The sequence below is a fragment of the Chromobacterium sp. W521 genome (genome assembly GCF_052805975.1).
In genome coordinates this window covers 182,467-201,781 of sequence record NZ_JBRBAF010000007.1, presented here as the reverse complement: position 1 = coordinate 201,781, position 19,315 = coordinate 182,467, and the positions used below count along the sequence as shown (strand labels likewise).

The 19,315-nt window shown below is 63.2% G+C and carries 24 protein-coding genes; 8 read left to right on the top strand and 16 right to left on the bottom strand.

Annotated elements, in window-relative coordinates:
* Nucleotides 1-68 precede the first annotated feature (68 nt).
* From ACUXV1_RS12950 to ACUXV1_RS12935, 4 genes are all read right to left on the bottom strand, one after another.
* Nucleotides 69-872, bottom strand: coding sequence for a substrate-binding periplasmic protein (locus tag ACUXV1_RS12950; RefSeq protein ID WP_446015568.1), 804 nt, complete (start codon nucleotides 870-872; stop codon nucleotides 69-71).
* A gap of 145 nt (nucleotides 873-1,017) precedes the next feature.
* Nucleotides 1,018-1,560 carry a DUF2059 domain-containing protein gene (locus ACUXV1_RS12945; RefSeq protein ID WP_019103452.1) on the bottom strand — a complete coding sequence of 181 codons (543 nt, stop codon included), beginning with the start codon at nucleotides 1,558-1,560 and terminating at the stop codon, nucleotides 1,018-1,020.
* Between the two features lie 114 nt (nucleotides 1,561-1,674).
* The gene (locus ACUXV1_RS12940) at nucleotides 1,675-2,625 is read right to left on the bottom strand and encodes a substrate-binding domain-containing protein (RefSeq protein WP_043640238.1); all 951 of its coding nucleotides are present in this window, start codon (nucleotides 2,623-2,625) and stop codon (nucleotides 1,675-1,677) included.
* Between the two features lie 174 nt (nucleotides 2,626-2,799).
* A complete protein-coding gene (locus ACUXV1_RS12935; RefSeq protein WP_043640241.1) occupies nucleotides 2,800-3,372 on the bottom strand; it encodes an RBBP9/YdeN family alpha/beta hydrolase in 573 nt (190 codons plus the stop codon).
* Nucleotides 3,373-3,583: 211 nt separating this feature from the next.
* Here ACUXV1_RS12935 and ACUXV1_RS12930 point away from each other — a divergent pair, with 211 nt between their 5' ends.
* A complete protein-coding gene (locus tag ACUXV1_RS12930; RefSeq protein WP_043640243.1) occupies nucleotides 3,584-4,582 on the top strand; it encodes a sulfate ABC transporter substrate-binding protein in 999 nt (332 codons plus the stop codon).
* A gap of 209 nt (nucleotides 4,583-4,791) precedes the next feature.
* Here the strand turns inward: ACUXV1_RS12930 and ACUXV1_RS12925 are convergent, their stop codons facing one another.
* Together ACUXV1_RS12925 and ACUXV1_RS12920 are read right to left on the bottom strand one after the other, a co-directional pair.
* On the bottom strand, nucleotides 4,792-5,289 hold the full coding sequence (locus ACUXV1_RS12925) for a M48 metallopeptidase family protein (RefSeq protein ID WP_043640245.1): 498 nt from the start codon (nucleotides 5,287-5,289) through the stop codon (nucleotides 4,792-4,794).
* Nucleotides 5,290-5,340: 51 nt separating this feature from the next.
* Complete coding sequence (locus tag ACUXV1_RS12920; protein ID WP_446015567.1) at nucleotides 5,341-5,871, bottom strand: N-acetyltransferase family protein; 531 nt, start codon at nucleotides 5,869-5,871, stop codon at nucleotides 5,341-5,343.
* A gap of 114 nt (nucleotides 5,872-5,985) precedes the next feature.
* On the opposite strand from ACUXV1_RS12920, the gene ACUXV1_RS12915 reads away from it, so the two are divergent.
* From ACUXV1_RS12915 to ACUXV1_RS12900, 4 genes are all read left to right on the top strand, one after another.
* Nucleotides 5,986-6,285, top strand: a complete 300-nt coding sequence (locus ACUXV1_RS12915) for an antibiotic biosynthesis monooxygenase family protein (RefSeq protein WP_081556081.1) — start codon at nucleotides 5,986-5,988, stop codon at nucleotides 6,283-6,285.
* Nucleotides 6,282-6,893 carry an FMN-binding negative transcriptional regulator gene (locus ACUXV1_RS12910; protein ID WP_446015566.1) on the top strand — a complete coding sequence of 204 codons (612 nt, stop codon included), beginning with the start codon at nucleotides 6,282-6,284 and terminating at the stop codon, nucleotides 6,891-6,893. Before ACUXV1_RS12915 ends, ACUXV1_RS12910 begins: the two co-directional genes overlap by 4 nt.
* A gap of 93 nt (nucleotides 6,894-6,986) precedes the next feature.
* Nucleotides 6,987-7,190: a hypothetical protein gene (locus tag ACUXV1_RS12905; RefSeq protein WP_194427342.1), complete on the top strand. Its 204-nt coding sequence runs from the start codon at nucleotides 6,987-6,989 to the stop codon at nucleotides 7,188-7,190.
* Nucleotides 7,187-7,342, top strand: coding sequence for a hypothetical protein (locus tag ACUXV1_RS12900; protein WP_019103623.1), 156 nt, complete (start codon nucleotides 7,187-7,189; stop codon nucleotides 7,340-7,342). Before ACUXV1_RS12905 ends, ACUXV1_RS12900 begins: the two co-directional genes overlap by 4 nt.
* Nucleotides 7,343-7,367: 25 nt before the next feature.
* Here ACUXV1_RS12900 and ACUXV1_RS12895 read toward each other — a convergent pair whose 3' ends face one another.
* Nucleotides 7,368-7,904, bottom strand: a complete 537-nt coding sequence (locus ACUXV1_RS12895; RefSeq protein ID WP_019103624.1) for a YaeQ family protein — start codon at nucleotides 7,902-7,904, stop codon at nucleotides 7,368-7,370.
* Nucleotides 7,905-8,226: 322 nt separating this feature from the next.
* Complete coding sequence (locus tag ACUXV1_RS12890; RefSeq protein WP_052370738.1) at nucleotides 8,227-8,913, bottom strand: MliC family protein; 687 nt, start codon at nucleotides 8,911-8,913, stop codon at nucleotides 8,227-8,229.
* A 380-nt stretch (nucleotides 8,914-9,293) separates the two neighbouring features.
* Between ACUXV1_RS12890 and ACUXV1_RS12885 the strand changes: the two genes are divergently transcribed.
* Nucleotides 9,294-10,715 carry a DEAD/DEAH box helicase gene (locus ACUXV1_RS12885; protein WP_446015565.1) on the top strand — a complete coding sequence of 474 codons (1,422 nt, stop codon included), beginning with the start codon at nucleotides 9,294-9,296 and terminating at the stop codon, nucleotides 10,713-10,715.
* Nucleotides 10,716-11,080: 365 nt separating this feature from the next.
* Nucleotides 11,081-11,881 carry a substrate-binding periplasmic protein gene (locus tag ACUXV1_RS12880; RefSeq protein ID WP_196783819.1) on the top strand — a complete coding sequence of 267 codons (801 nt, stop codon included), beginning with the start codon at nucleotides 11,081-11,083 and terminating at the stop codon, nucleotides 11,879-11,881.
* A 26-nt stretch (nucleotides 11,882-11,907) separates the two neighbouring features.
* Here ACUXV1_RS12880 and ACUXV1_RS12875 read toward each other — a convergent pair whose 3' ends face one another.
* Nucleotides 11,908-12,519, bottom strand: a complete 612-nt coding sequence (locus ACUXV1_RS12875) for an EAL and HDOD domain-containing protein (RefSeq protein WP_052370745.1) — start codon at nucleotides 12,517-12,519, stop codon at nucleotides 11,908-11,910.
* 138 nt (nucleotides 12,520-12,657) lie between these two features.
* Between ACUXV1_RS12875 and ACUXV1_RS12870 the strand changes: the two genes are divergently transcribed.
* A complete protein-coding gene (locus tag ACUXV1_RS12870) occupies nucleotides 12,658-13,272 on the top strand; it encodes a 3'-5' exonuclease (protein WP_043640329.1) in 615 nt (204 codons plus the stop codon).
* A gap of 1 nt (nucleotide 13,273) precedes the next feature.
* On the opposite strand, the gene ACUXV1_RS12865 is transcribed toward ACUXV1_RS12870, so the two are convergent.
* The 7 genes from ACUXV1_RS12865 to ACUXV1_RS12835 all read right to left on the bottom strand — a co-directional run bounded on the left by ACUXV1_RS12865 (nucleotide 13,274) and on the right by ACUXV1_RS12835 (nucleotide 19,237).
* Nucleotides 13,274-14,965: a bifunctional metallophosphatase/5'-nucleotidase gene (locus ACUXV1_RS12865; RefSeq protein WP_446015564.1), complete on the bottom strand. Its 1,692-nt coding sequence runs from the start codon at nucleotides 14,963-14,965 to the stop codon at nucleotides 13,274-13,276.
* 180 nt (nucleotides 14,966-15,145) lie between these two features.
* The gene (mobA, locus tag ACUXV1_RS12860) at nucleotides 15,146-15,730 is read right to left on the bottom strand and encodes a molybdenum cofactor guanylyltransferase MobA (protein ID WP_446015563.1); all 585 of its coding nucleotides are present in this window, start codon (nucleotides 15,728-15,730) and stop codon (nucleotides 15,146-15,148) included.
* Complete coding sequence (gene moaE, locus ACUXV1_RS12855) at nucleotides 15,727-16,185, bottom strand: molybdopterin synthase catalytic subunit MoaE (protein WP_194427338.1); 459 nt, start codon at nucleotides 16,183-16,185, stop codon at nucleotides 15,727-15,729. The genes mobA and moaE overlap by 4 nt, the downstream gene beginning before the upstream one ends.
* A 2-nt stretch (nucleotides 16,186-16,187) precedes the next feature.
* A complete protein-coding gene (moaD, locus tag ACUXV1_RS12850; RefSeq protein ID WP_019103633.1) occupies nucleotides 16,188-16,439 on the bottom strand; it encodes a molybdopterin converting factor subunit 1 in 252 nt (83 codons plus the stop codon).
* A gap of 75 nt (nucleotides 16,440-16,514) precedes the next feature.
* Complete coding sequence (locus ACUXV1_RS12845; protein WP_446015562.1) at nucleotides 16,515-17,339, bottom strand: arginase family protein; 825 nt, start codon at nucleotides 17,337-17,339, stop codon at nucleotides 16,515-16,517.
* 117 nt (nucleotides 17,340-17,456) lie between these two features.
* Nucleotides 17,457-18,521: a class II fructose-bisphosphate aldolase gene (gene fba, locus ACUXV1_RS12840; RefSeq protein ID WP_043640341.1), complete on the bottom strand. Its 1,065-nt coding sequence runs from the start codon at nucleotides 18,519-18,521 to the stop codon at nucleotides 17,457-17,459.
* An 86-nt stretch (nucleotides 18,522-18,607) separates the two neighbouring features.
* Entirely contained in the window at nucleotides 18,608-19,237 is a 630-nt protein-coding gene (locus ACUXV1_RS12835; RefSeq protein WP_446015561.1) for a LysE family translocator, read from the bottom strand.
* Nucleotides 19,238-19,315 lie beyond the last annotated feature (78 nt).

Here is a 19,315-nt window from a genome sequence, read left to right as displayed (position 1 = left end):
TTCCGTAAAACGATTGAGTCATGCTAAAACCGGCCGCCGCGGCTGTCAAAACCGGCGGCCGGACGCCGCTACGGCGGCGAGGCGCGCAATGTCTGCTCCACGATGGCGGCAATCCGCCCCTCGCGCTTCATCTGCTCCAAGACGGCGTTCAGTTGCCGGATGAAATCGTCCAGATAGGGAAAATGCTGTTGACCGCGCTTGGCGAAACCGACATAGGCCTGCTCGCCGTTCAGACTGGCCGCCGCCGCCAGTCCGCCGCGTTGCTCCGCGCTGATCACGCCTCGCCGCTGAAGCCGATCCAGCACGTAGAGAATGGACAGCTTGTCGTTCAAATAACAATCAATGCGGCCATTGACCAGCTTCAGCAGATTGCCCTGAGTGTCCGGCGCCTCGTCCAAATGAATCTCGCCGCGCTGCACCGCCAGCCAGAATGCCTTGCCGCCGGGGCGGAAACCCGCGTTGTTGCCAAAGCGCAGGCCCAGGAAATCCGCCGGCCAATGCGGCCGCGGCACCCGCATGATGTCCGCCCGGCAATACACCGCCAGTTGCTCCTGCCAGAACGGCGTCGAATAGCCCATGTAGTCGCGCTCCGGACGGTAGTACGGCGGAGACAACGCCGGCGCGCGGCCGGCCTCCAGTTCGGAGAGGCCGCGCTTCCACGGCACAGGCCGCAGCTCAATGCGATAGCCGGACAAGCGCTGCGACGCCTCGCGCAACACTTCGTTGTAAACGCCCTCTGCCCGTCCGTCCTTCTCATAGGAATACGGCGGATAACCGTTGTCGACCAAAACCACCACCTGGCGCGGCGGCGCTGCCGCAATGCCCTGCGCCAGCCCGGCCAACAGCAGCCACAACAAGCCCGATCTGATCATTTGAATGACATAATCCGTGTCGATAAACACGTTATAGCCGCTACGCGCGCCAAGGAGATGGGCTGGCCGCTAAACGACCCGGAACCGCGCGCGGCAAACAAAAAGCCGCCCAGCGGGCGGCTTTGACGGCGAAGCGCGGATGCGCTTACTTTTTGGCGATGCTCTTGCCGAAGCTTTCCGCGGCGGCGCGCATCTTGGGCAACAGCACCGGCTCGGCGGCCTTCAAGGTGTCGCCGGCGATGGTGTTGATGATCTGCGGCTGCTGTTTCAGCAGTTTCTGACCCGCTGCGGTCTTGTAGAAAGCATTGATCTGCTTGAGTTCGTCGGCGCTGAACTGGGCGCTGTAAGCCTTGGCCACAGTCTGCTCGAACTGCTGCTTGGCAGTGCTGGAGCCAAAGTAATCGCTGGCCAGCTTGTGCACGTTCTCGCCGTAGGTCTTGAAGCCTTCCTGCGCCTTCTTCTGCTGAGCTTCGCTCAGCTTGATCTTGTTCTTGACGAAGTATTCCTGCAGCAGCGGCATCGCGCTGGCGGTGGTGCGCTGCGCCAGTTCCGGCAGCATATTGTTCAGGTTCAGCGTGGCGGACAACTCTTTGACGGCGGCGTCCTGGGCGGCGTCGGCGTGCGCCAGCAGCGGCAAAGTCAGCGCCAGGGCGGCCAGGCCGGCTTTGAGCGGGCGTGATGCGAACATGTGGAATCCTTTGGCTTTGAGTTGGAAACAGCTGGCGTCGGCCAGGCCGACGCGAAAACACCGGCAGTGTGACACCGCCGCCGCCGCAGGTCAAAAAAGACGGGGGGCCTGCGCCTAGCGCGCCGCGGCGGGGGCCGGCGGCAACTGGCTCTGCCAGCCCTGGTAAGCGCCGATATTGGCGCGAGTGATCAGCTGCACCGGCACTAACACCAAGCTTGGCTTGGCGTTGGGCTTATCCAGCAATTGGCGGCCCAGCTTCACCGCCTCCGCGCCGATGGCGTACGGAGCTTGGCTGACGGAGGCCACAATCTGATTCTGCGCTCGCAACGCCTTTTCGATATCCGGCGAGCCGTCCACCCCAGCCACCATCACCTCCTTGCGGCCGGCTTCCCGCGCGGCCTGCTCCGCCCCCAGCGCCTGGCGGTCGTTGCAGGAGAACACGCCGTTGATCATAGGGTAGCGCCGCAGATGCCGCTCCATCAGCCGCTTGCCGCCCCAGCTGGACGCCATGCCGCTCTCTTGATGGCTGAGCAAGCGGATTTTGGGAAATGCGGCCAAGCTGCGGCGACAACCGGCCACCCGGTCCCAGACAGACGACACCGGCGGACCGTTCTGAATCACCATCGTCCCATGACCGTGCATCTGCTCCGCCAGATAACGGCAGGCCAGCGCGCCAGCCTGAACATTGTCCGATTTGACCGTGCCGTCGACGCCGGGCGCATCCACGTCCACCGCCACCACTCGCACCCCGGCCTGGTGCGCGATACGCACCAGCGGCGCCACCGCCTTGCTGTCCGCGGCCACCAGCAGAATCAGCTCCACCTGCTGACGCAGCAGTTGCCGCACCTGTTCTTCCTGCCGCTCCAGGCTGAAATTGGCGGACAGGGTGGTGACTTGCGCATTGGGATTGGCCGCGCGCGCCTCGTTCAGCGCGCCGCGCGCCACGAGCTGATAGAAGGGGTTGTCCAGCGCTCCCACGGACACGCCGATGCGGCTCAAGGGGGCGGCGTAAACGGCTCCAGCCAGCGACAGCCAACAACAGGCGAAGAATCGGCTCGGCATCATGGCCACTCAAGAGAGGGTTGAAATACATGCCATCCCAGTTTAGACCACCTGGCTTGAAGCGAAACTACGCCGAACAATGGTTTGGGAGCCACAATGCCCCCGGCGACGCCAGCGGCCTGCGGGCCTGATCAAGACCCGGCGCGCCGCGTGGCGCAACGCGCGGCAGATGGAGACTCAGGCCGCCTGGCTCAAGCTGGCCCGCACCCTTTGCGCCAGCAGCTCCAGTTGCAGCCAGCCGTCTTCCCATTGGCAGTGGCCGGACTCCACATTGATGTGGCCGGCCTGCCGCAGCCAAGCGATGGGCGTGCGCCAGTAGCCCGCCAGCCGAGCCGCGCGCGGGGTCTTGCAGAACGGATCGTTGCTGCTCGCCACCATCCTGGCCGGAAACGGCAAGGGCTGCCGCGGCGTCGGCGCGAACCCCATGAGCTCGCGCGGCACAAAGGGCCGCTCCACATCCGCCGGCGCCACCAATAAAGCGCCAGCGATTCGCCGCGGATGGCGCTGCGCGTAATGCGCCACCGCTACGCAGCCCAGGCTGTGGGCAACGACGATGGCTGGCTTTCGCGTCCTCTCAAGCGCCTGATCCAGGCCCTGCAGCCAGTCGTCCAGCCGCGGCGCGTCCCAATCGCTTACCTCCACCCGCTCGGCTTTCAAACGCCGCTGCCAGTGGCTTTGCCAATGCCGCGGGCCGGAGTTGTGCCAGCCAGGCTGAATGATCAAGTCGAAATCCGCCAGCGAAGGTTCCATCGCTCAGCTCCTCAAAGGTTGATCTCGCACTGTAGAATGACTTTTATATTCTTGGAAATGATATTGAACGAAAAACTTATTCCCCATACCTCTAAAGCAGTACTGTCACCGCATAGATTTATTTGGAATTTAAAGATAAAAAACAATCACTTCTGGCTCTAAAACATTTCTGATTAGATGCAATCATCGCTTGCACTCTCAGGAAATCGCCATGCCACGACTCACCTTCCGCCATGCCCTGCTGTCCCTCGCCTTGTTCAGCGGCGCCGCGCCGCTGCTGGCCTCGGAGCTGCTCAACGTCTCGTACGACCCCACCCGCGAGCTATACCAAGACGTCAACAAGGCCTTTGCCGAGCAATGGAAAAAACAGGGCGGCGACGTCGTCATCAAGCAATCGCACGGCGGCTCGGGCAAACAATCGCTGGCCATCCAGCATGGCCTGGAGGCCGATGTGGCCACGCTGGCGCTGGCCTACGACATCGATGTGCTGGCGGATCAGGGCCTGCTGCCCAAGAACTGGCAAAGCCGCTTGCCGGACAATAGCTCGCCCTATACCTCCACCATCGTGTTTCTGGTGCGCAAGGGCAACCCCAAGGGCATCCGCGATTGGGGCGACCTGATCAAGCCCGGCGTCCAGGTCATCACTCCCAACCCCAAAACCTCCGGCGGCGCGCGCTGGAACTATCTGGCGGCCTGGGGTTACGCGCTGAAACAGCCCGGCGGCAACGAGGCCAAGGCCCGCGCCTACGTCGGCGAACTATACAAGCACGTGCCAGTGCTCGACACTGGAGCGCGCGGCGCGACGCTGACCTTCGCACAACGCGGACAGGGCGATGTGCTGCTGGCTTGGGAGAACGAGGCGGTGCTGGCAGTGAAAGAGCTGGGACCGGATAAGTTCGACATTGTCACCCCCTCATTGTCCATCCTGGCGGAACCGCCGGTGGCGGTGGTGGATAAGGTGGCCGACAAGAAGGGCAACCGCAAGCTGGCCGAGGCTTATCTGAAGTTCCTGTATACCCCTCAGGGCCAGACCATCGCGGCGCAGAACTACTACCGCCCGCGTGACGCCAAGATTGCGGCGCAATACGCCGGCCAATTCCCCAAGGTCAAGCTGTTCACGCTGCAAGAGACTTTCGGCGACTGGCGCAGCACCCAACGCAAGCACTTCGCCGATGGCGGCGTGTTCGATCAACTAGTGGCCAAGAAATAAACACCGCCCCGTAGAACCTGCTCAAGGTCTCGCGCGTCAGAGCGAGACAAGGCGAAAACGGCTGATGAAGCGAAATGTGCATTCGGTACATGAGCATTTCGAAGCCGTACTCACCGTGTAACGTCCCACAACGCGCAGTAGATCGTAAACAGGTTCTGACATGCGAACAGCCCGGCTAGCCGGGCTGTTGTTCATCCCGCGACAAGAACTCAGGCCTGCTGACTTTCGCGCCAGGTCAACCACACCCTCATGTCGAACTCCAACTGGTGATAGTCCGGCTCCATATGACAACACAGCTGATAGAAAGCCTTGTTGTGATCCTTCTCCTTCAGATGGGCCAGCTCGTGCACCACAATCATGCGCAGGAACGGCAAGGGAGCGTCGCGAAACAGCGCGGCGATACGGATCTCGTTCTTGGTCTTCAGCTTGCCGCCCTGCACCCGCGACACGAAGGTATTGGTGCCCAGCGTGCCCTTGACCGGGTGCTGCTGACTGTCGTAGCTCACTTTGGCCGGCAAGGCGGCGTTTTTCAGATAACGCTGCTTGATCTCGGACACATACTGGTACAACGCCTTGTCCGTCTGCACATCGTGGCTGTCCGGGTACTTGCGCGCCAACCAGACGCCAAGCTGCCCGGCGTCCAGCAGCGCCTGAACCTGGCCTAGCAAGGCGGAGGGATAGTGTTGCAAATAGTTGAGAGTAGACATCGCCACATTGTAAAACGACTGCGCGGCCCGGTGTTGTCGCGACGCAAACCGTTACAGCAACAAACAGGACGGATCATCCCACTGATAGCTGAGCGCCAGCGCGCGCCGGCCCCCGGCGGTGTCCACCTCGCAGGGCGCGGACTCCACGCCGCCCAGTGCCTGGTAAAAGGAGCGGCCGTCCCGATTTGCTTGGTAAGCCCACAAGAACAAGGGCCGGCCCGGCGCAACGCGCAAGGCTTCCGCCGCCGCCGCCGCCATCAAGGCGCGCCCGATGCCGCGCCCCTGCTGCCCGGCCTGCACATGCAGATTGTCCAGATAAACGCCCCGCTCCGGCGCCTCGTCCGGCAATAGGCAAACGAAGCCCACCGGCTCTCCCTGCCACAGCGCCAGCTGTACCCAGGGCGGACGCGCGGCAGCGAAACGCCGCTGCCACACAAGCAGGCGCTCGTCCCAAGCGCAGAGGTCCAGATACTCATCCGACAGGATGCCGCGGTAATGCCGCCGCCAGCTGGCGACGTGCAGCGCGGTGATCCGCTCCACATCCCCAGCATCCGCCGCGCGCAGCAATAGGTTATTGGTCATCTTCGCTCCTCCTAGTCGCGGTGGTTCCACGCCAGCGGCCAAACTGGTTCTGGCCAAGGCCGCCGGCAATCAAGACAATGCCGATTCCCCCACCTTACTCCAGGAAGGTCTTGCATGCATGTCGTGATTTTCCGCGCGGCCACGCGGCAACTGGATGACGAATACTTCGCCGTGGCGCGGCAAATGCGCCAGCTGGCGCTGGAACGCTTCGGCTGTCTTGCCTTTGTTTCCGCCTCTGAGGACGGCCAAGAGATCGCTCTATCCTACTGGCCTGACGCCGAGAGCATCCGCGCGTGGAAAGCCCACGCCGACCATATGCTGGCGCAGCAGCTGGGGCGCGAACGTTGGTATCGCCAGTATCGGGTGGAAGTGGCGCGCATCGAACGCAGCTATGAATGGGAGCCGACGCCATGATGTATACGCCAGACGCTTTCTCGGGCCGCCCGGCCGCGCTGGCGGAACTGCTGGCCGCCCACCCCTTCGCCACCCTGATCACGCCTCAGACCGACGGCGAGCCCTGGATCAGCCATCTGATCTTGCTGGCCGATCCTGAACAGCCAGACTGCCTGCTCGGCCATCTGGCGCGCGCCAACCCGCACACTCAAGCGTTGCTGCGCGGCAGCAGCAGCGTAGCATTGTTTCACGGGGAACATGGTTATGTGTCGCCGGCCTGGTACGCTGCCGGCGGCGCCCAGGTGCCTACCTGGAACTACCGGGCAGCGCATGCGCACGGCGTGGCGGAGGAAATGGAAGGCGCGGCCTTGTTGAGCCAGCTGGAGCGGCAGGTACGCTTTTTCGAAGGCGAATCCGGCTGGCGGCTACCCAGCGAAAACCCGGCCATCCAGGCCATGCAGCGCGCAGTCGTCGGCTTCCGGCTACGGGTGAAGCGTTGGGATATCAAGGAAAAGCTGAGCCAGAACCGCAGCGCGGCGGACCGGAACGGCGTGATCGCGGCGCTGGAGCGCATGGGAGGGGAAAACGACGCCTTGGCGCGCGCGGTGCGCGACGCGCGGCACGACTAGCCGCTTTTTATCGGAGACCGCAGCTTCTTTAGCCTCTTTTTACGCGTCGGAGCCTAGCATTCAACCAAGTGTTCCACCTGGAAACCTTTGGCCATGACATCAAACAAACCTGTCCGTCGCGCCTTGCCGACGCGCGGCATTCCGGACTACCTGCCGGACGAGGACCCGACGCCGCTGGCGCTGCGCCGCTACATACTCGAAACCCGTTTTCCGGCAACGCGCTGCCGGGCCGAGCCGAAACTCGGCTGGCGGGCGTCCTTGCTCGCCTGGTGGCGGCTGGTGAGCGCGCGGCGATGAAACGCGGCGATCTGGCGCTGCGCCACCGCCGGCTATTGAATGCCTACGCGGCCCGTCATCAACGCATGCCCTGGCTCAAACGCAAAGCGCGGCTGCCGCGCACGGCACACTCAGGCTGGCTGGCGCGGCTAAGCGCCTGGCTGCGCGGCTGAGCGCCTGGCTGCGCGGCTGAGCGCCTTATTTGAGCCGCAGCGGCTCCACCAGCACATTGCTTGATTCGTCGGCCAGCCACAGCTGGCCATCCTGGATGGTGGCGCTCAACTGCATGCTGCGCTGGCAGATGGCGACCAATTCCGCCAACGTGGCCGGCTCAACGCGGAACACGCTGAGCTTGTCCAGCCGGGACAGCTTGTTCTCGATCTGCGGCCACCACACCTCGCTGGCGCGGCCGCCATAGCTGTACAGCACCACTTGCTCGGCGCGGCTGCACGCTTTCTTCAGCCGTTTTTCATCCGGCTCGCCCAGTTCTACCCACAGTTCGATATCGTCGGCATAACTTTTCTGCCACAACTCCGGCTCGTCGTCTGCGCTCAGGCCACGGCTGAATTGCAGGGTTTCACTGGCGTTGAGCGCAAAGGCGACCAGGCGCAGCATCATGCGCTCGACGGTTTCGGACGGGTGCTGGGCCAGCGTGAGCTGATGACTGGCGTAATAGCCGCGATCCATGTCGGACACGGCAAGATTGGCTTTATAAATGGTGGCGGACAGGGCCATGGACGGTGCGCGGCTTTGCAGAATAAAGACGCTATTGTACGGGGCCGGCGCCGGTTGCGCCCGCTCAAAGTTGCGCGGGCAAAGGAAAGACCAGCGGAAACGACAGAAAAAGCGGCTTTGCTCGCACGGTGCGCAGCACGCGGAGGACGTTTTCGCCGCGGCACGCTTTGAACTGCTGATTAGAGCCTGTTCACGATCTCGCGAGCAAGAGCGAGACAAGGCGAAAACGAGCGAAAAAGCGGAATGGTCGAGGGGCACATGAGCATTTTGAGCTTGTTTTTAACGCCATATCGCCGCAGCGCAACAGCTCGTGAACAGGTTCTTAGGGCGAAGGCTGGCTGGAACAATCCAAAGGTTCGCCGCGCCAGGTAATGCTGGCCTCGCGGCCCCTGATCCACAGCTCCAGTCCCGGCGCCGTGTAGCGCGCGCCGTTGCCGCTCAGGCCCTGATGCAAGATGGCGGTGGAACCGTTGTACTCCAGCTTCACCGTGGGGGGGTGAGTGCGATAAAAGGTAGCCAACACGGTGCGGGTGGCGTTGCCCTTGCAGACATAGCGCAAGGGCGTCAGCGACGGCGCCAATCCCCAAGCCGCCTGCAACTGGGTGATGCGCATGATGTAGACATCGCCCAGGCACATATGCATGTCCTCGGTCTTGACGCAGTCCTTCAGGCTTTTTACCCAGCGGCGCTGCTCGGCGATCAGTTTGGCCTCGGCACCCGGACGCCCCTGCTGGGCCTGCTCCAGCGCCTGGGCGTAGACTTTCTCCAGCCGATTGTCCTGCCGGGTCAGGCTCTCGTCCTGGCACACCATGGCCTCCACCGGATTGCCCGGCTTGTCGCAGTTGAAATCGGTTGCCACCTGCGCGTTGGCTTCCACCGCTTCCTCGGCGGCTTTGCCGCTCGCCGCCGCGCGGCCATGACCACCCTCCGAGCCGCCTTTGCCGGCGGCCAGCGCCAACGCCGGACACAAAATGATCAAGCCGACCAGCCTACGGGCGGATCCAGGCATACCGATTTCCTCTGAACTGCGTTATTCGCCGCCCATCCCGGGCGGACACATCAAAACAGGGCATCTTGCCGCCTCGGCCGCAGCGCTCCGCTGCACCGGCGACGTGACAACATGATACCAGTTCACCCATTCGCATTTATTAATAATATCAGCCGTCAAAACGGCTTTGCGCGGGTTTGGATTCCGCTGAAATGGATATGACAATGCGGCGACAAGTTCCCAAACCGCCGATTTGAAGGTAAACTCCGGCCTCCCGCGTGCAATTCCAATCTTTGCGCGCCGCGCGCGCTTCATCCCGAAGCGCCCATCGCATCCCTAACTTTTTCCCGTCAGCCTGGATTGGTTCGCACATACAGCGATAGGCCGTCGCAGGAGCAAACATGTCCACACTCACCTTTGCCGACCTCGGTCTGGCCGAACCCCTGTTGCGCGCCGTCAGCGAAACCGGCTATACCACCCCCACCCCGATTCAAGCCCAGGCCATCCCGCAAGTGCTGCAAGGCGGCGACCTGTTGGCCGCGGCCCAAACCGGCACCGGCAAGACCGCCGGCTTCACCCTCCCGCTGCTGCACATCCTGATGGGCAAGCCGGCCACCCAGCCGGGCCGCCCGCGCGCGCTGGTGCTGACCCCCACTCGCGAACTGGCCGCCCAGGTGGAAGAATCGGTGCAGACCTACGGCAAGCACCTGCCGCTAACCTCCATGGTGATGTTCGGCGGCGTCAACATCAATCCGCAAACCCGCGCGCTGCGCAAGCCGCTGGACATCCTGGTGGCCACGCCGGGCCGTCTGCTGGACCATGCCGGTCAACGCAATATCGACCTGTCCGGCGTTGAGATTCTGGTGCTGGACGAAGCCGACCGCATGCTGGACATGGGCTTCATTCACGACATCCGCAAAGTGCTGGCCCTGCTGCCGGCCAAGCGTCAGAACCTGCTGTTCTCCGCCACCTTCTCCGACGAGATCAAGAGCCTGGCCGACCGCCTGCTGGACAACCCCAAGCTGGTGGAAGTGGCGCGCCGCAATACCACCAACGAACTGGTGGACCAAAAGATCCACCTGGTGGACCGCGACCGCAAAACCGACTTGCTGATCCACCTGATCAAGGAGCACAACTGGTTCCAGGCGCTGGTGTTCACCCGCACCAAGCACGGCGCCAACCGCCTGGCGGAAAAACTGGACAAGACCGGCATCCCCGCCGCCGCGATTCACGGCAACAAGAGCCAGAACGCACGTACGCGCGCGCTGGCCGACTTCAAGAGCGGCGAATTGCAAGTGCTGGTCGCCACCGACATCGCCGCGCGCGGCCTGGACATCGACCAACTGCCGCAAGTGGTCAACTTCGAATTGCCCAATGTGCCGGAAGACTACGTGCACCGCATCGGCCGCACCGGCCGCGCCGGCAGCAAAGGCGAAGCGGTATCGCTGGTCTGCGTCGATGAGTTCAACTTCCTGAAGGATATCGAGAAGCTCACCAAGCAATCGATCGAGCGCTTCTCGGTACCCGGCTTCGAGGCCGATCTGTCGGTGAAACCCGAGCCCATTCCGATGGGCGGCGGCAATCGCCGCGGCCAACCGCAGCGCCAGGGCGGCGGCGGCAAGCCGCGCCACCAGCCGGACAGCAAGCCCACCGGCCACGGCCATCGCTCCCCGGCGTCCAAGCCGCGCCAGGGACAGGGTCAGGCCAAAAACGCCACAAACGGCCAGCCTGGTCAGCGCTCATCGCAAGGTCAGGGCCAGCGCAGCAAGCCCGCCGCCTCGCGCCCGAGCTCGGCCTTGTTCAGCCCGCCGAAAGGCCGCTAAGAACCTGTTCATAGTCTGCGGTGCTTCGGCGATACGGCGTTGAAAACATCCTCAAAATGCTCAGGTACCACTTGACCATTCTGATTTTTCGCTCGTTTTCGTCTTGTCTCGCCCTTGCTCGCGAGGCGTTGAACAGGCTCTAAGCCCGCGCAAGCGGCGCCGTGTCTTCACGGCGCGGCCGCCGCAACGCCTCTTTGCCGACCCCGCGGCAATGGAAGCGCTTTACGCCGGACGCCAAACCTGCCTACGATTCAGCAATAGGCCCTCGAGGCCCACAACAATATCGAGCGGAGACGCGGCGCACGCCGCGCTCCGTACGGGCAGCACGCATGCCGCGCGCACAGATTGAGCAAGGATTCGGGGAAATGATGAGACTTCGCAGCTGGCTGCTGGGCAGCCTGGCTGTAGTCCTGCTGGCGGCAGCTCAGCCGCAGGCCGCGCCACGTCTGAAAATCACCCTGTCCAACCAGGAGTGGCCGCCCTATATGGGCAAGGAACTGCCGTATGACGGCATTTTGTCGCGTCTGGTCAAAGAGGCGTTCGCCCGCGCCAACGTCGACGTCGCCTTCCGTTACTACCCCAACAACCGCACGCTGCAATCGGCGCGCAACGGCACCGTGGACGGGAGCTTCGGCTGGGCGCCGACGCCGGAACGCAAGCAGGATCTACTATTCACTCAACCCATGCTGCATGCGCGCATGGTGTTTTTCCAGCGCCGCAACGCCACCTTCCCCTGGAACGACTTGTCCAATCTGCGCCATGCGCGGGTGGGCGTCACAGTCGGCAATTTCTATTCAGACGAATTCAATCAGCAGGTCAAGTCCGGCCACTTGGTGCCGGATATGGCGCCGGACGACGTCACCAATCTGCGCAAACTGCTGGCCGGCCGCATCGACTTGTTCCCCATCGACGCGGAAGTGGGTCAATACCTTATCGCCCGCAACTTCCCGCCCCGGCTGGCTCAGCAATTGGAGCCGCAAAGCAAATCGTTCTGGGTGGCGCCGCTGCATGTGGTGATCTGGCGCAAACACCGCCAGGGCCCGGAATTGGTGGAGCGTTTCAATCGCGGCTTGAAGGCCTTGCAGGACAGCGGGGAGTTTGATCGCATCGTGGCGGAGACCCGAGCCGCCAGCCTGGCCTACCACAAACCGATCAAGGCCCAGTGAACAGGGCCGGTGCAGAGGATGTGGCGCTACGGCGCGTCCGTGCTGCTCAACACCACCGGCCGGCCGTGGAAATAGCCCTGGAACCAGCGGAAACCCAAATCCCGGCAGCGTTCGAACTGTTCGCGGCTATCCACCTTTTCCGCCAGCAAAATGCCGTCGAAATCGCTCAACTGCGCCATCAGCGCCGGCAGGCGCTCTGTTTCCACCGCAGCCACGTCCACTTTGACAATGTCCACCAGCGGCAGCATCGCGGTCTGGTCCGGCCCCAAGTGGATCACATCGTCCAACGCCAGGCGGAAGCCGCGTTGGCGCAACAGCGCCATCCGTTGCAGCAAGGCCTCGGTGACGGTGACCGTTTCCAGTATTTCCAGCACCAGCCGTTCCGCCGGCAATTGGTCCAGGATGGCGTCTTGCAACAAATCCGCGCTAGCGTTGATGAAACCGGGAAACTGACCCAACACATCCACGTTGCCCAGTTCACCGAAGGCGTTGCGCAACACCTCGGCGCTGGCGAGCAGATCGTCGCGCACCAAGGCGAAATTGGCCGGGCTGGAACGGAACAATAGTTCATAGGCCACCAGTTGCTGCTGGCGATCAACGATTGCCTGCCGGCCAAGATAACGTGAAGAATTAGGCATGCCGACGATACTACAGGATATTTCCACCGTTGTTGGGCATCTCCTGCTGGGACCGTCAAAAAATATGACAGCTTATGCCTGACCACCGCCATTAAATGCGGTAAGGTTGCAAATTACCCTCAAGTCAGCGAGACCGCCATGTTGCCAACCCGACAAATTCCTCGTGAGGAGATCAAAGCGCTGCCGCTGTTCGCCGGCTTGACCCCAGAGCAGGTGCGGCTGGCCGCCACGCCGGAACTGGCCGCCGCCGCGTTGCGGGAGCTGGGCGGCTGCGCGGTGCTGGGCTTCGACACCGAATCCCGCCCCACTTTCCACAAAGGCGAAAAACCAACCGGCCCTCACCTGATACAGTTGGCCTGCGACGACGGCGCCTGGCTGTTCCCGGTGCAGGATGGCCAGTGCGCGCCGGAGCTGAAAACCCTGCTGGAAGACCCTCAGCGGCTCTTGGTGGGCTTCGAACTCAGTTCGGATCAGTCGCTGCTGAAGCAGCGCTTGGGCATACGTTGCGGCCGAGTGCTGGACTTGGTGTCTTGCTTCGACAGCGACGACCCGCGCATCACCGTCGGCGCGGTGCAGGCGGTGGCGCGACTGTTCGGCCAGTACTTCCGCAAATCCAAGAAACTGTCCACCACCAACTGGTCCAAACTGCCGCTGACGCCGGCGCAACAAGCTTACGCCGGCAACGACGCCTGGGTGGCGCTGCGGGTGTTCCGCGCGCTGGAAGCGCGCGGACGGCTGCCCCCAACGCCCTAACTCAAGGCAGACGCGTGATCCGGTTCAGCGCCGGCACCGCCACCGGCGACGCGCCTGCGAAATAACTCTCCAGCACGTCCACGTCCACGCCGCCGCCCACCCGGTTGCCGCCCTGAGTCAACACAGTGAAACCATCGCCGCCGCCGGCGATGAAGTTATTGACCTGCACCCGGTAGCTGGCCAAGGGATCAATGGCGATGCCGTTGATCTTGATGCTGGCGATGTCCACTTTGTTGCCCACCGGCGCCGCCTGGCTCCAGCTATAACTGAAGCCCTTGGATACTTGCAGAATCTTGACCTTGGACGGATCGCTCCATTGCTGCTCCAGCAGCTGATCGATCTGCGCGCCGGTCAGAGTCAAGGTGGTCATCACGTTGCCGAACGGCTGAGTGGTGAACAATTGGCTGTACGTCACATTGCCGCCGGCGCCGGGGATAATGTCGGCTCGCACTCCGCCCGGATTCATGAAAGCCACTACCGCGCCTTGAGCGGCGCCCGCCGCCAATTGCGCGTCGGCCACCACGTCGCCCAACGCGGTTTCGCCGGCCACCGACGGGGTGCGATCCAAAATGCCCGCGGCCTGGCCCACTACCCGATTGGCCACCGGGGCCACCAGATCCTTATACAGCTTGACCAGATTGCTGACCGAGGCCAGCGGCGCGATTTCGCGGGCCACTACTCGGTTCTGCGCCTGAATCGAACCGGGCTTGACGTCACGGGTGGCCGGATCCAGCACAAAGTCGATTTCGGTGAACAACTGCCCGTAATTCTTGGCGCTGGTCACCCGGCGGCCATCGATCACGCAGTTGTAGGCCTGGTGGGTGTGGCCGGTGACCACTAGCTTCACAGCCGGATCCAGTTTTTTGACGATGTCGACGATGGGGCCGGACACGCCGTTGCACTCGTTGAAATTGCCGCTCTGATAGCCGCCCTCGTGCACCACCACCACCACGGCGGAGACGCCCTGTCGCTTCAGTTGCGGAATCAGTTGGTTCACCGTGGCCGCCTCGTCCTGGAAGCTCAGGCCCTTGATGCCGTCCGGCGACACGATTTCCGGCGTGCCTTTCAAAGTCATGCCGATGAAAGCCACCGGAATGCCGCCGAACTTCTTGATTTCATAGGCAGGGAACAAGGTGCCGCCATCGCTTTTCTTGACGTTGGCCGCCAGAAATTTGAACTTGGCGCCGGCGAATTTGCCGTTCTGGCAGGAAGTCGTGGGCGCGTCCGTCTTGCAGCCGCCGTTCTGCATGCGCAGCAGTTCCTGCTGGCCGTCGTCGAACTCGTGGTTGCCCACGGCATTGAGGTCCAGGCCCAGTAAATTCATTGCCTCGATGGTGGGCTCGTCGTGGAACAAGCCGGACACCAGCGGGCTGGCGCCGATCAGATCGCCGGCCGACACCACCACGGTGTTGGGCGATTTGGCGCGCAGCGACTGCACCCAGGCCGCCAGATAGTCGACGCCGCCGGCGTTGATCTTGACAGTCTTGCTTGGATCGGCCGGATCCGGCACCGTCAGTTGGCCCGGCATCTCCAGATTGCCGTGGAAATCGTTGAAGGCGATCATCTTCACCGCCACCGGCTGGCGCGAAACGCCGGTGGTCTGATCGCCCGGCCCCCAACTGCCGGAGCCGGAGGAACAGCCGAACAACGCCAGGCTCGCCGCCAGACACAGGCTCATGGTTTTCAGTTTCACGAAACGCATCCTTGTCTTGTTTGTTGTCGCTCGCGCCGACGCCGCCGGCCGCGACCGAAATGAGGAGACGCCCGTCCACTGCCATGGACCGCGATAGACGCTCCGATCGCGCGCACTATAGCAAAACAAAATGACAAAGAGTTAAAACTTTCGTGATGCGAAACAAATCGCCATGCGGCCTCAGTTTTCGCCCGGCTTGGCCTCAAGCGCCGCCAGCGCGTCCGCGGTGTTGAGATTGGGGAAGAGATGGTCGAACGCGACTTCGACATGGTTCAGTCCGGCCAGCCAGCCGCGGATGGAACGGCCTCCGCCGGCCAGATAGGCGGCCAGACCGGCGCGCAGACCAGGCCCCAGGGCCAGCAGGCTGGGATGCCAGCCTTCGCGGTCCCTCGCGCTGGCCGCTTGGCGGCCAGCCGCCACTTCCGCCAGCAAACGACGCGAGAAATCCGCCGGCAGCCGCACCGCGTCGCAAGGCATCACCAACCAGACCGCGCCGTCGTCGCGCTCCAAGGCCGCCAGCACTCCGGCCAACGGTCCCGGGTAGTCCGGCAGGCTATCCGGCAGCAGCGGACAGCCGAAACCTGCGTACGCGTCCAGATTGCGGTTGGCCGAGATCCATACCCGTTGCGCCAGCGGCGTCTGCGCGGCCAGCGCCGCCAAGGCGTGCGCCAGCAGAGGCTGCCCGGACAACATCGCCAGGCCCTTGTCGACGCCGCCCATGCGCGTGGCGCGGCCGCCGGCCAGAATCAGCGCCTGGTGGCTCATTGCCAGCGTTCCGCCGCTTGAGCGTCGCTGTTTTTGGCTTCCACCCAGCGCGCGCTGCCATCGGCCAGAATTTCCTTTTTCCAGAACGGCGCGTCCTGCTTCAGGTAGTCCATCAGGAATTCCGCGGCGGCGAAAGCGTCGCGGCGGTGGCTGCTGGCCACCACCACCAGCACGATGGGCTCGCCCAGACTCAGCCGCCCAACGCGGTGGATGACGGTGGCCGCCTGCAACGGCCAGCGCCGGCGCGCCTCCGCCACAATGGCTTCCAACGCTTTTTCGGTCATGCCCGGATAGTGTTCCAGTTCCAGCGCTGTCACATCGCGACTGTCGCCGTAATCCCGCACCAGCCCGCTGAAGCTCACCACCGCGCCGCAAGCCGGGTTGCCGGACAGCGCGTCGATTTCCGCGCCGGCGCTGAAACGCTGCGGCTGCACCCGCACCGTGAACGGCCCCATGCTCATCCCCCGGTCACCGGCGGAAACACCGCCACCTCGTCGCCGTCGCTCAAAGCGGAGTCCAAGCGCGCCATCTGCTGGTTCACCGCCACGCGGAACACCCGGTCAGCGGCCAGCTCCCGCGCCCAGACCTCGCCGCGCAGCCGCAACTCCACCAGCAGCTCCTCCACCGTGGCTGCGTCGCTATCCAAGTGTTCGCTCTCCAGACCAAACTCGTCCCGCAAGCGGGCAAAATACAAAAGATTCAGTTTCATCGCCTGCCTCTGTGCGCATTAAGCGGATACCGCAGTGTAAGCAATCCGGGCCGGGCCTCCAATACGTCAAGGTGGCTAGGCCAGGCGGGAACGCAAGCGTCGCAGCAACGCGCCTGCGACTGCCGCATCCTCCACGCAACCCGCCGTGCATTCGGTCACGCCGGCACCCACCAGGGTAATCCGCGCGGCAATCGCGTCCACCACTTGCTCCAGCACTTCCAACGCCAGCCCTCCGGGCGTTGGACAGTACACCCAAGGATGGCTTTCCGGATCCAACACGTCCAGATCCAGGTGGATGTAACAAGGCCAAGCCGGATTCAACGCTGCCGCGACGCAGCCGGGCTGCTCCATCATCGCCTCCACGCTAAACAGACGCAGTCGCTTGGCGTCGATCCAGTCCCACTCGGCGGCGTCCAGATCGCGTTGACCGGCCAGGATTACTTGCTCCGGTGCCAACGGCGTTTGCACCAGCGGCAGCATGCGCGGGTGCCCTTCCCCCATCAACAGCCGCAAGGGCATGCCGTGGAAGTGCCCGCTTGGGGAGCTAGCCGGGGTATTCAAATCTCCATGCGCGTCTAGCCAAACCACATTGAGCCGCCCCTGCAGACAATGGTTCAGATAAGCCAGCGGCGCCACCTCTACACCGCAATCCCCGCCGCAAACCAGAAGCCGCTCCGGCTGCCGTTGTTGCAGCAACCGCCAGCAAGACTGCTGCTGCGCCAGCAAAGCCTCTAGGTGATCGATGCCATCTTGTCGTTCCGTTGACGGCGTCGCCGTCAATGCCACCCGTTGCGCAGAAATAAAGCCCGCCGCCTGCTGCGCATGGATCGCGCCTTCCGCCAATGCCTGACACGCGCCAGTCCCCTGCCACTGTGGAAACACGATTTCCAAATACCCCATTGCCCCCTCCGTACGCCAGAGTAAAGAACCAGCCTAATGCGCCGGTGGGGACAAGTCATGGCGCAATGCAAAAAGCCGCTCTAACGAGCGGCTTGGGCATGCACAATGCGGCGGCGCTTACTTGACGATCTGCGCCAGTTCGCCCTTCAGGTATTTATTGGCCATGGTGTCCAGGTTGATCGCCTTGATCTTGCTGGCCTGGCCAGCGGAGCCGAAGGCCTCGTAGCGGGCGATACAGATGTCGCGCATCGCATCCGTGGACACTTTCAGGTATTTGCGCGGATCGAACTCGGCCGGGTGCTGGGCCAGGAAGCGACGGATGGCGCCGGTGGAGGCCAGGCGCAGGTCGGTGTCGATGTTGACCTTGCGCACGCCGTGCTTGATGCCTTCCACAATCTCTTCCACCGGCACGCCGTAGGTTTCGCCCAAATCGCCGCCAAACTCGTTGATGATCTGCAGCCATTCCTGCGGCACGCTGGAGGAACCGTGCATCACCAAGTGAGTGTTGGGGATGCGGGCGTGGATTTCCTTGATGCGGTCGATGCGCAGCACGTCGCCGGTGGGCTTCTTGCTGAACTTGTAAGCGCCGTGGCTGGTGCCGATGGCGATGGCCAATGCGTCCACGCCGGTATCCTTGACGAACTGGGCCGCTTCTTCCGGATCGGTCAGCAACTGGCTGTGATCCAGCACGCCCTCGGCGCCCACGCCGTCCTCTTCGCCGGCCATGCCGGTTTCCAGGCTGCCCAGGCAGCCGATCTCGCCCTCCACCGACACGCCGCAAGCGTGGGCGAAGTTGACCACGGTGCGGGTAACGTCGACGTTGTAGTCATAGTCGGCCGGGGTCTTGCCGTCGCTCTTCAGCGAACCGTCCATCATCACCGAGGAGAAACCAAGCTGGATCGAGCGTTGGCACACGTCCGGGCTGGTGCCGTGATCCTGATGCATCACGACCGGGATATGCGGGAATTCTTCCACCGCGGCCAGGATCATGTGGCGCAGGAAGGGCGCGCCGGCGTATTTGCGCGCGCCGGCGGAGGCCTGCACGATCACCGGAGCGTTCACCTTGTCGGCGGCCTCCATGATGGCGCGCATCTGCTCCAGGTTGTTGACGTTGAAGGCCGGCAGGCCGTAGCCGAATTCCGCTGCGTGGTCCAGCAGCTGACGCATGGAAACGAGAGCCATGGTGTTCAATCTCCGCAAACTGCTCCGCCTGAGCGGAGCATGGTTGGCGCCCGGACCGCGCCGCGGCCCGAGGCGAATTCATCAATTCAGTGTCTGGACACGCTGGACAACAATACGCCGGCGCCGACGAAAGCGCCGCCGGACACCTTGTTGACCAGCTTGAGACGCCGCGCGCTATTCAGCCAGCCGGCCAAACGCGCGCCGCCGCCGGCGTAAGCCAGCTGCCAGGACGCCTCGATCACGTAAAACGTCGCCGCCAGGATCGCCAGCTGCGGCCCCTGCGGCTGTTGCGCGTTCATAAACTGGGGGAACAACGCGGTAAAGAAAATAAAGGCCTTGGGATTGCTCATCGCCACCAGGAAGCCCGTGCGGAACATGCCCCAGGACGTGTGCTTCCCGGTCGCCGCCTCGCGGATTTCCTCCACCGGCTGCGGCTGGCTGCGCCAAGTCTTGATTCCCAGATAGATCAGATAGGCGGCGCCGGCGTATTTTACCAAGGAAAACAGCAGTTCGGAGGTGGCCAGCACCGCGCCCAGGCCGGCGGCGGAGCCGAACATGATCAAACCCAGCGCCGTCATCAGGCCAAAACACGTCATCAGCGTGCGCCGCACCCCGTAGTGGATGCCGTGGGTCATCGCCAGCAGCATATTGGGGCCGGGCGTGGCCGAGACGAAAAACACGGTGGTGACGAACAGCAACCAAGTATTGAGCGACATGAGTATCTCCGGCGGGTGGGCCATCAGAATGAAACGGCGAGGAATAAAACAGTGTAACGCAAGCCATTCATCCTGATA

Coding starts and splice junctions, on each gene's coding strand:
- ACUXV1_RS12950 (WP_446015568.1), bottom strand. CDS start 872: ATGATCAGATCGGGCTTGTTGTGGCTGCTGTTGGCCGGGCTGGCGCAG.
- ACUXV1_RS12945 (WP_019103452.1), bottom strand. CDS start 1,560: ATGTTCGCATCACGCCCGCTCAAAGCCGGCCTGGCCGCCCTGGCGCTG.
- ACUXV1_RS12940 (WP_043640238.1), bottom strand. CDS start 2,625: ATGATGCCGAGCCGATTCTTCGCCTGTTGTTGGCTGTCGCTGGCTGGA.
- ACUXV1_RS12935 (WP_043640241.1), bottom strand. CDS start 3,372: ATGGAACCTTCGCTGGCGGATTTCGACTTGATCATTCAGCCTGGCTGG.
- ACUXV1_RS12930 (WP_043640243.1), top strand. CDS start 3,584: ATGCCACGACTCACCTTCCGCCATGCCCTGCTGTCCCTCGCCTTGTTC.
- ACUXV1_RS12925 (WP_043640245.1), bottom strand. CDS start 5,289: ATGTCTACTCTCAACTATTTGCAACACTATCCCTCCGCCTTGCTAGGC.
- ACUXV1_RS12920 (WP_446015567.1), bottom strand. CDS start 5,871: ATGACCAATAACCTATTGCTGCGCGCGGCGGATGCTGGGGATGTGGAG.
- ACUXV1_RS12915 (WP_081556081.1), top strand. CDS start 5,986: ATGCATGTCGTGATTTTCCGCGCGGCCACGCGGCAACTGGATGACGAA.
- ACUXV1_RS12910 (WP_446015566.1), top strand. CDS start 6,282: ATGATGTATACGCCAGACGCTTTCTCGGGCCGCCCGGCCGCGCTGGCG.
- ACUXV1_RS12905 (WP_194427342.1), top strand. CDS start 6,987: ATGACATCAAACAAACCTGTCCGTCGCGCCTTGCCGACGCGCGGCATT.
- ACUXV1_RS12900 (WP_019103623.1), top strand. CDS start 7,187: ATGAAACGCGGCGATCTGGCGCTGCGCCACCGCCGGCTATTGAATGCC.
- ACUXV1_RS12895 (WP_019103624.1), bottom strand. CDS start 7,904: ATGGCCCTGTCCGCCACCATTTATAAAGCCAATCTTGCCGTGTCCGAC.
- ACUXV1_RS12890 (WP_052370738.1), bottom strand. CDS start 8,913: ATGCCTGGATCCGCCCGTAGGCTGGTCGGCTTGATCATTTTGTGTCCG.
- ACUXV1_RS12885 (WP_446015565.1), top strand. CDS start 9,294: ATGTCCACACTCACCTTTGCCGACCTCGGTCTGGCCGAACCCCTGTTG.
- ACUXV1_RS12880 (WP_196783819.1), top strand. CDS start 11,081: ATGATGAGACTTCGCAGCTGGCTGCTGGGCAGCCTGGCTGTAGTCCTG.
- ACUXV1_RS12875 (WP_052370745.1), bottom strand. CDS start 12,519: ATGCCTAATTCTTCACGTTATCTTGGCCGGCAGGCAATCGTTGATCGC.
- ACUXV1_RS12870 (WP_043640329.1), top strand. CDS start 12,658: ATGTTGCCAACCCGACAAATTCCTCGTGAGGAGATCAAAGCGCTGCCG.
- mobA (WP_446015563.1), bottom strand. CDS start 15,730: ATGAGCCACCAGGCGCTGATTCTGGCCGGCGGCCGCGCCACGCGCATG.
- moaE (WP_194427338.1), bottom strand. CDS start 16,185: ATGGGGCCGTTCACGGTGCGGGTGCAGCCGCAGCGTTTCAGCGCCGGC.
- moaD (WP_019103633.1), bottom strand. CDS start 16,439: ATGAAACTGAATCTTTTGTATTTTGCCCGCTTGCGGGACGAGTTTGGT.
- ACUXV1_RS12845 (WP_446015562.1), bottom strand. CDS start 17,339: ATGGGGTATTTGGAAATCGTGTTTCCACAGTGGCAGGGGACTGGCGCG.
- fba (WP_043640341.1), bottom strand. CDS start 18,521: ATGGCTCTCGTTTCCATGCGTCAGCTGCTGGACCACGCAGCGGAATTC.
- ACUXV1_RS12835 (WP_446015561.1), bottom strand. CDS start 19,237: ATGTCGCTCAATACTTGGTTGCTGTTCGTCACCACCGTGTTTTTCGTC.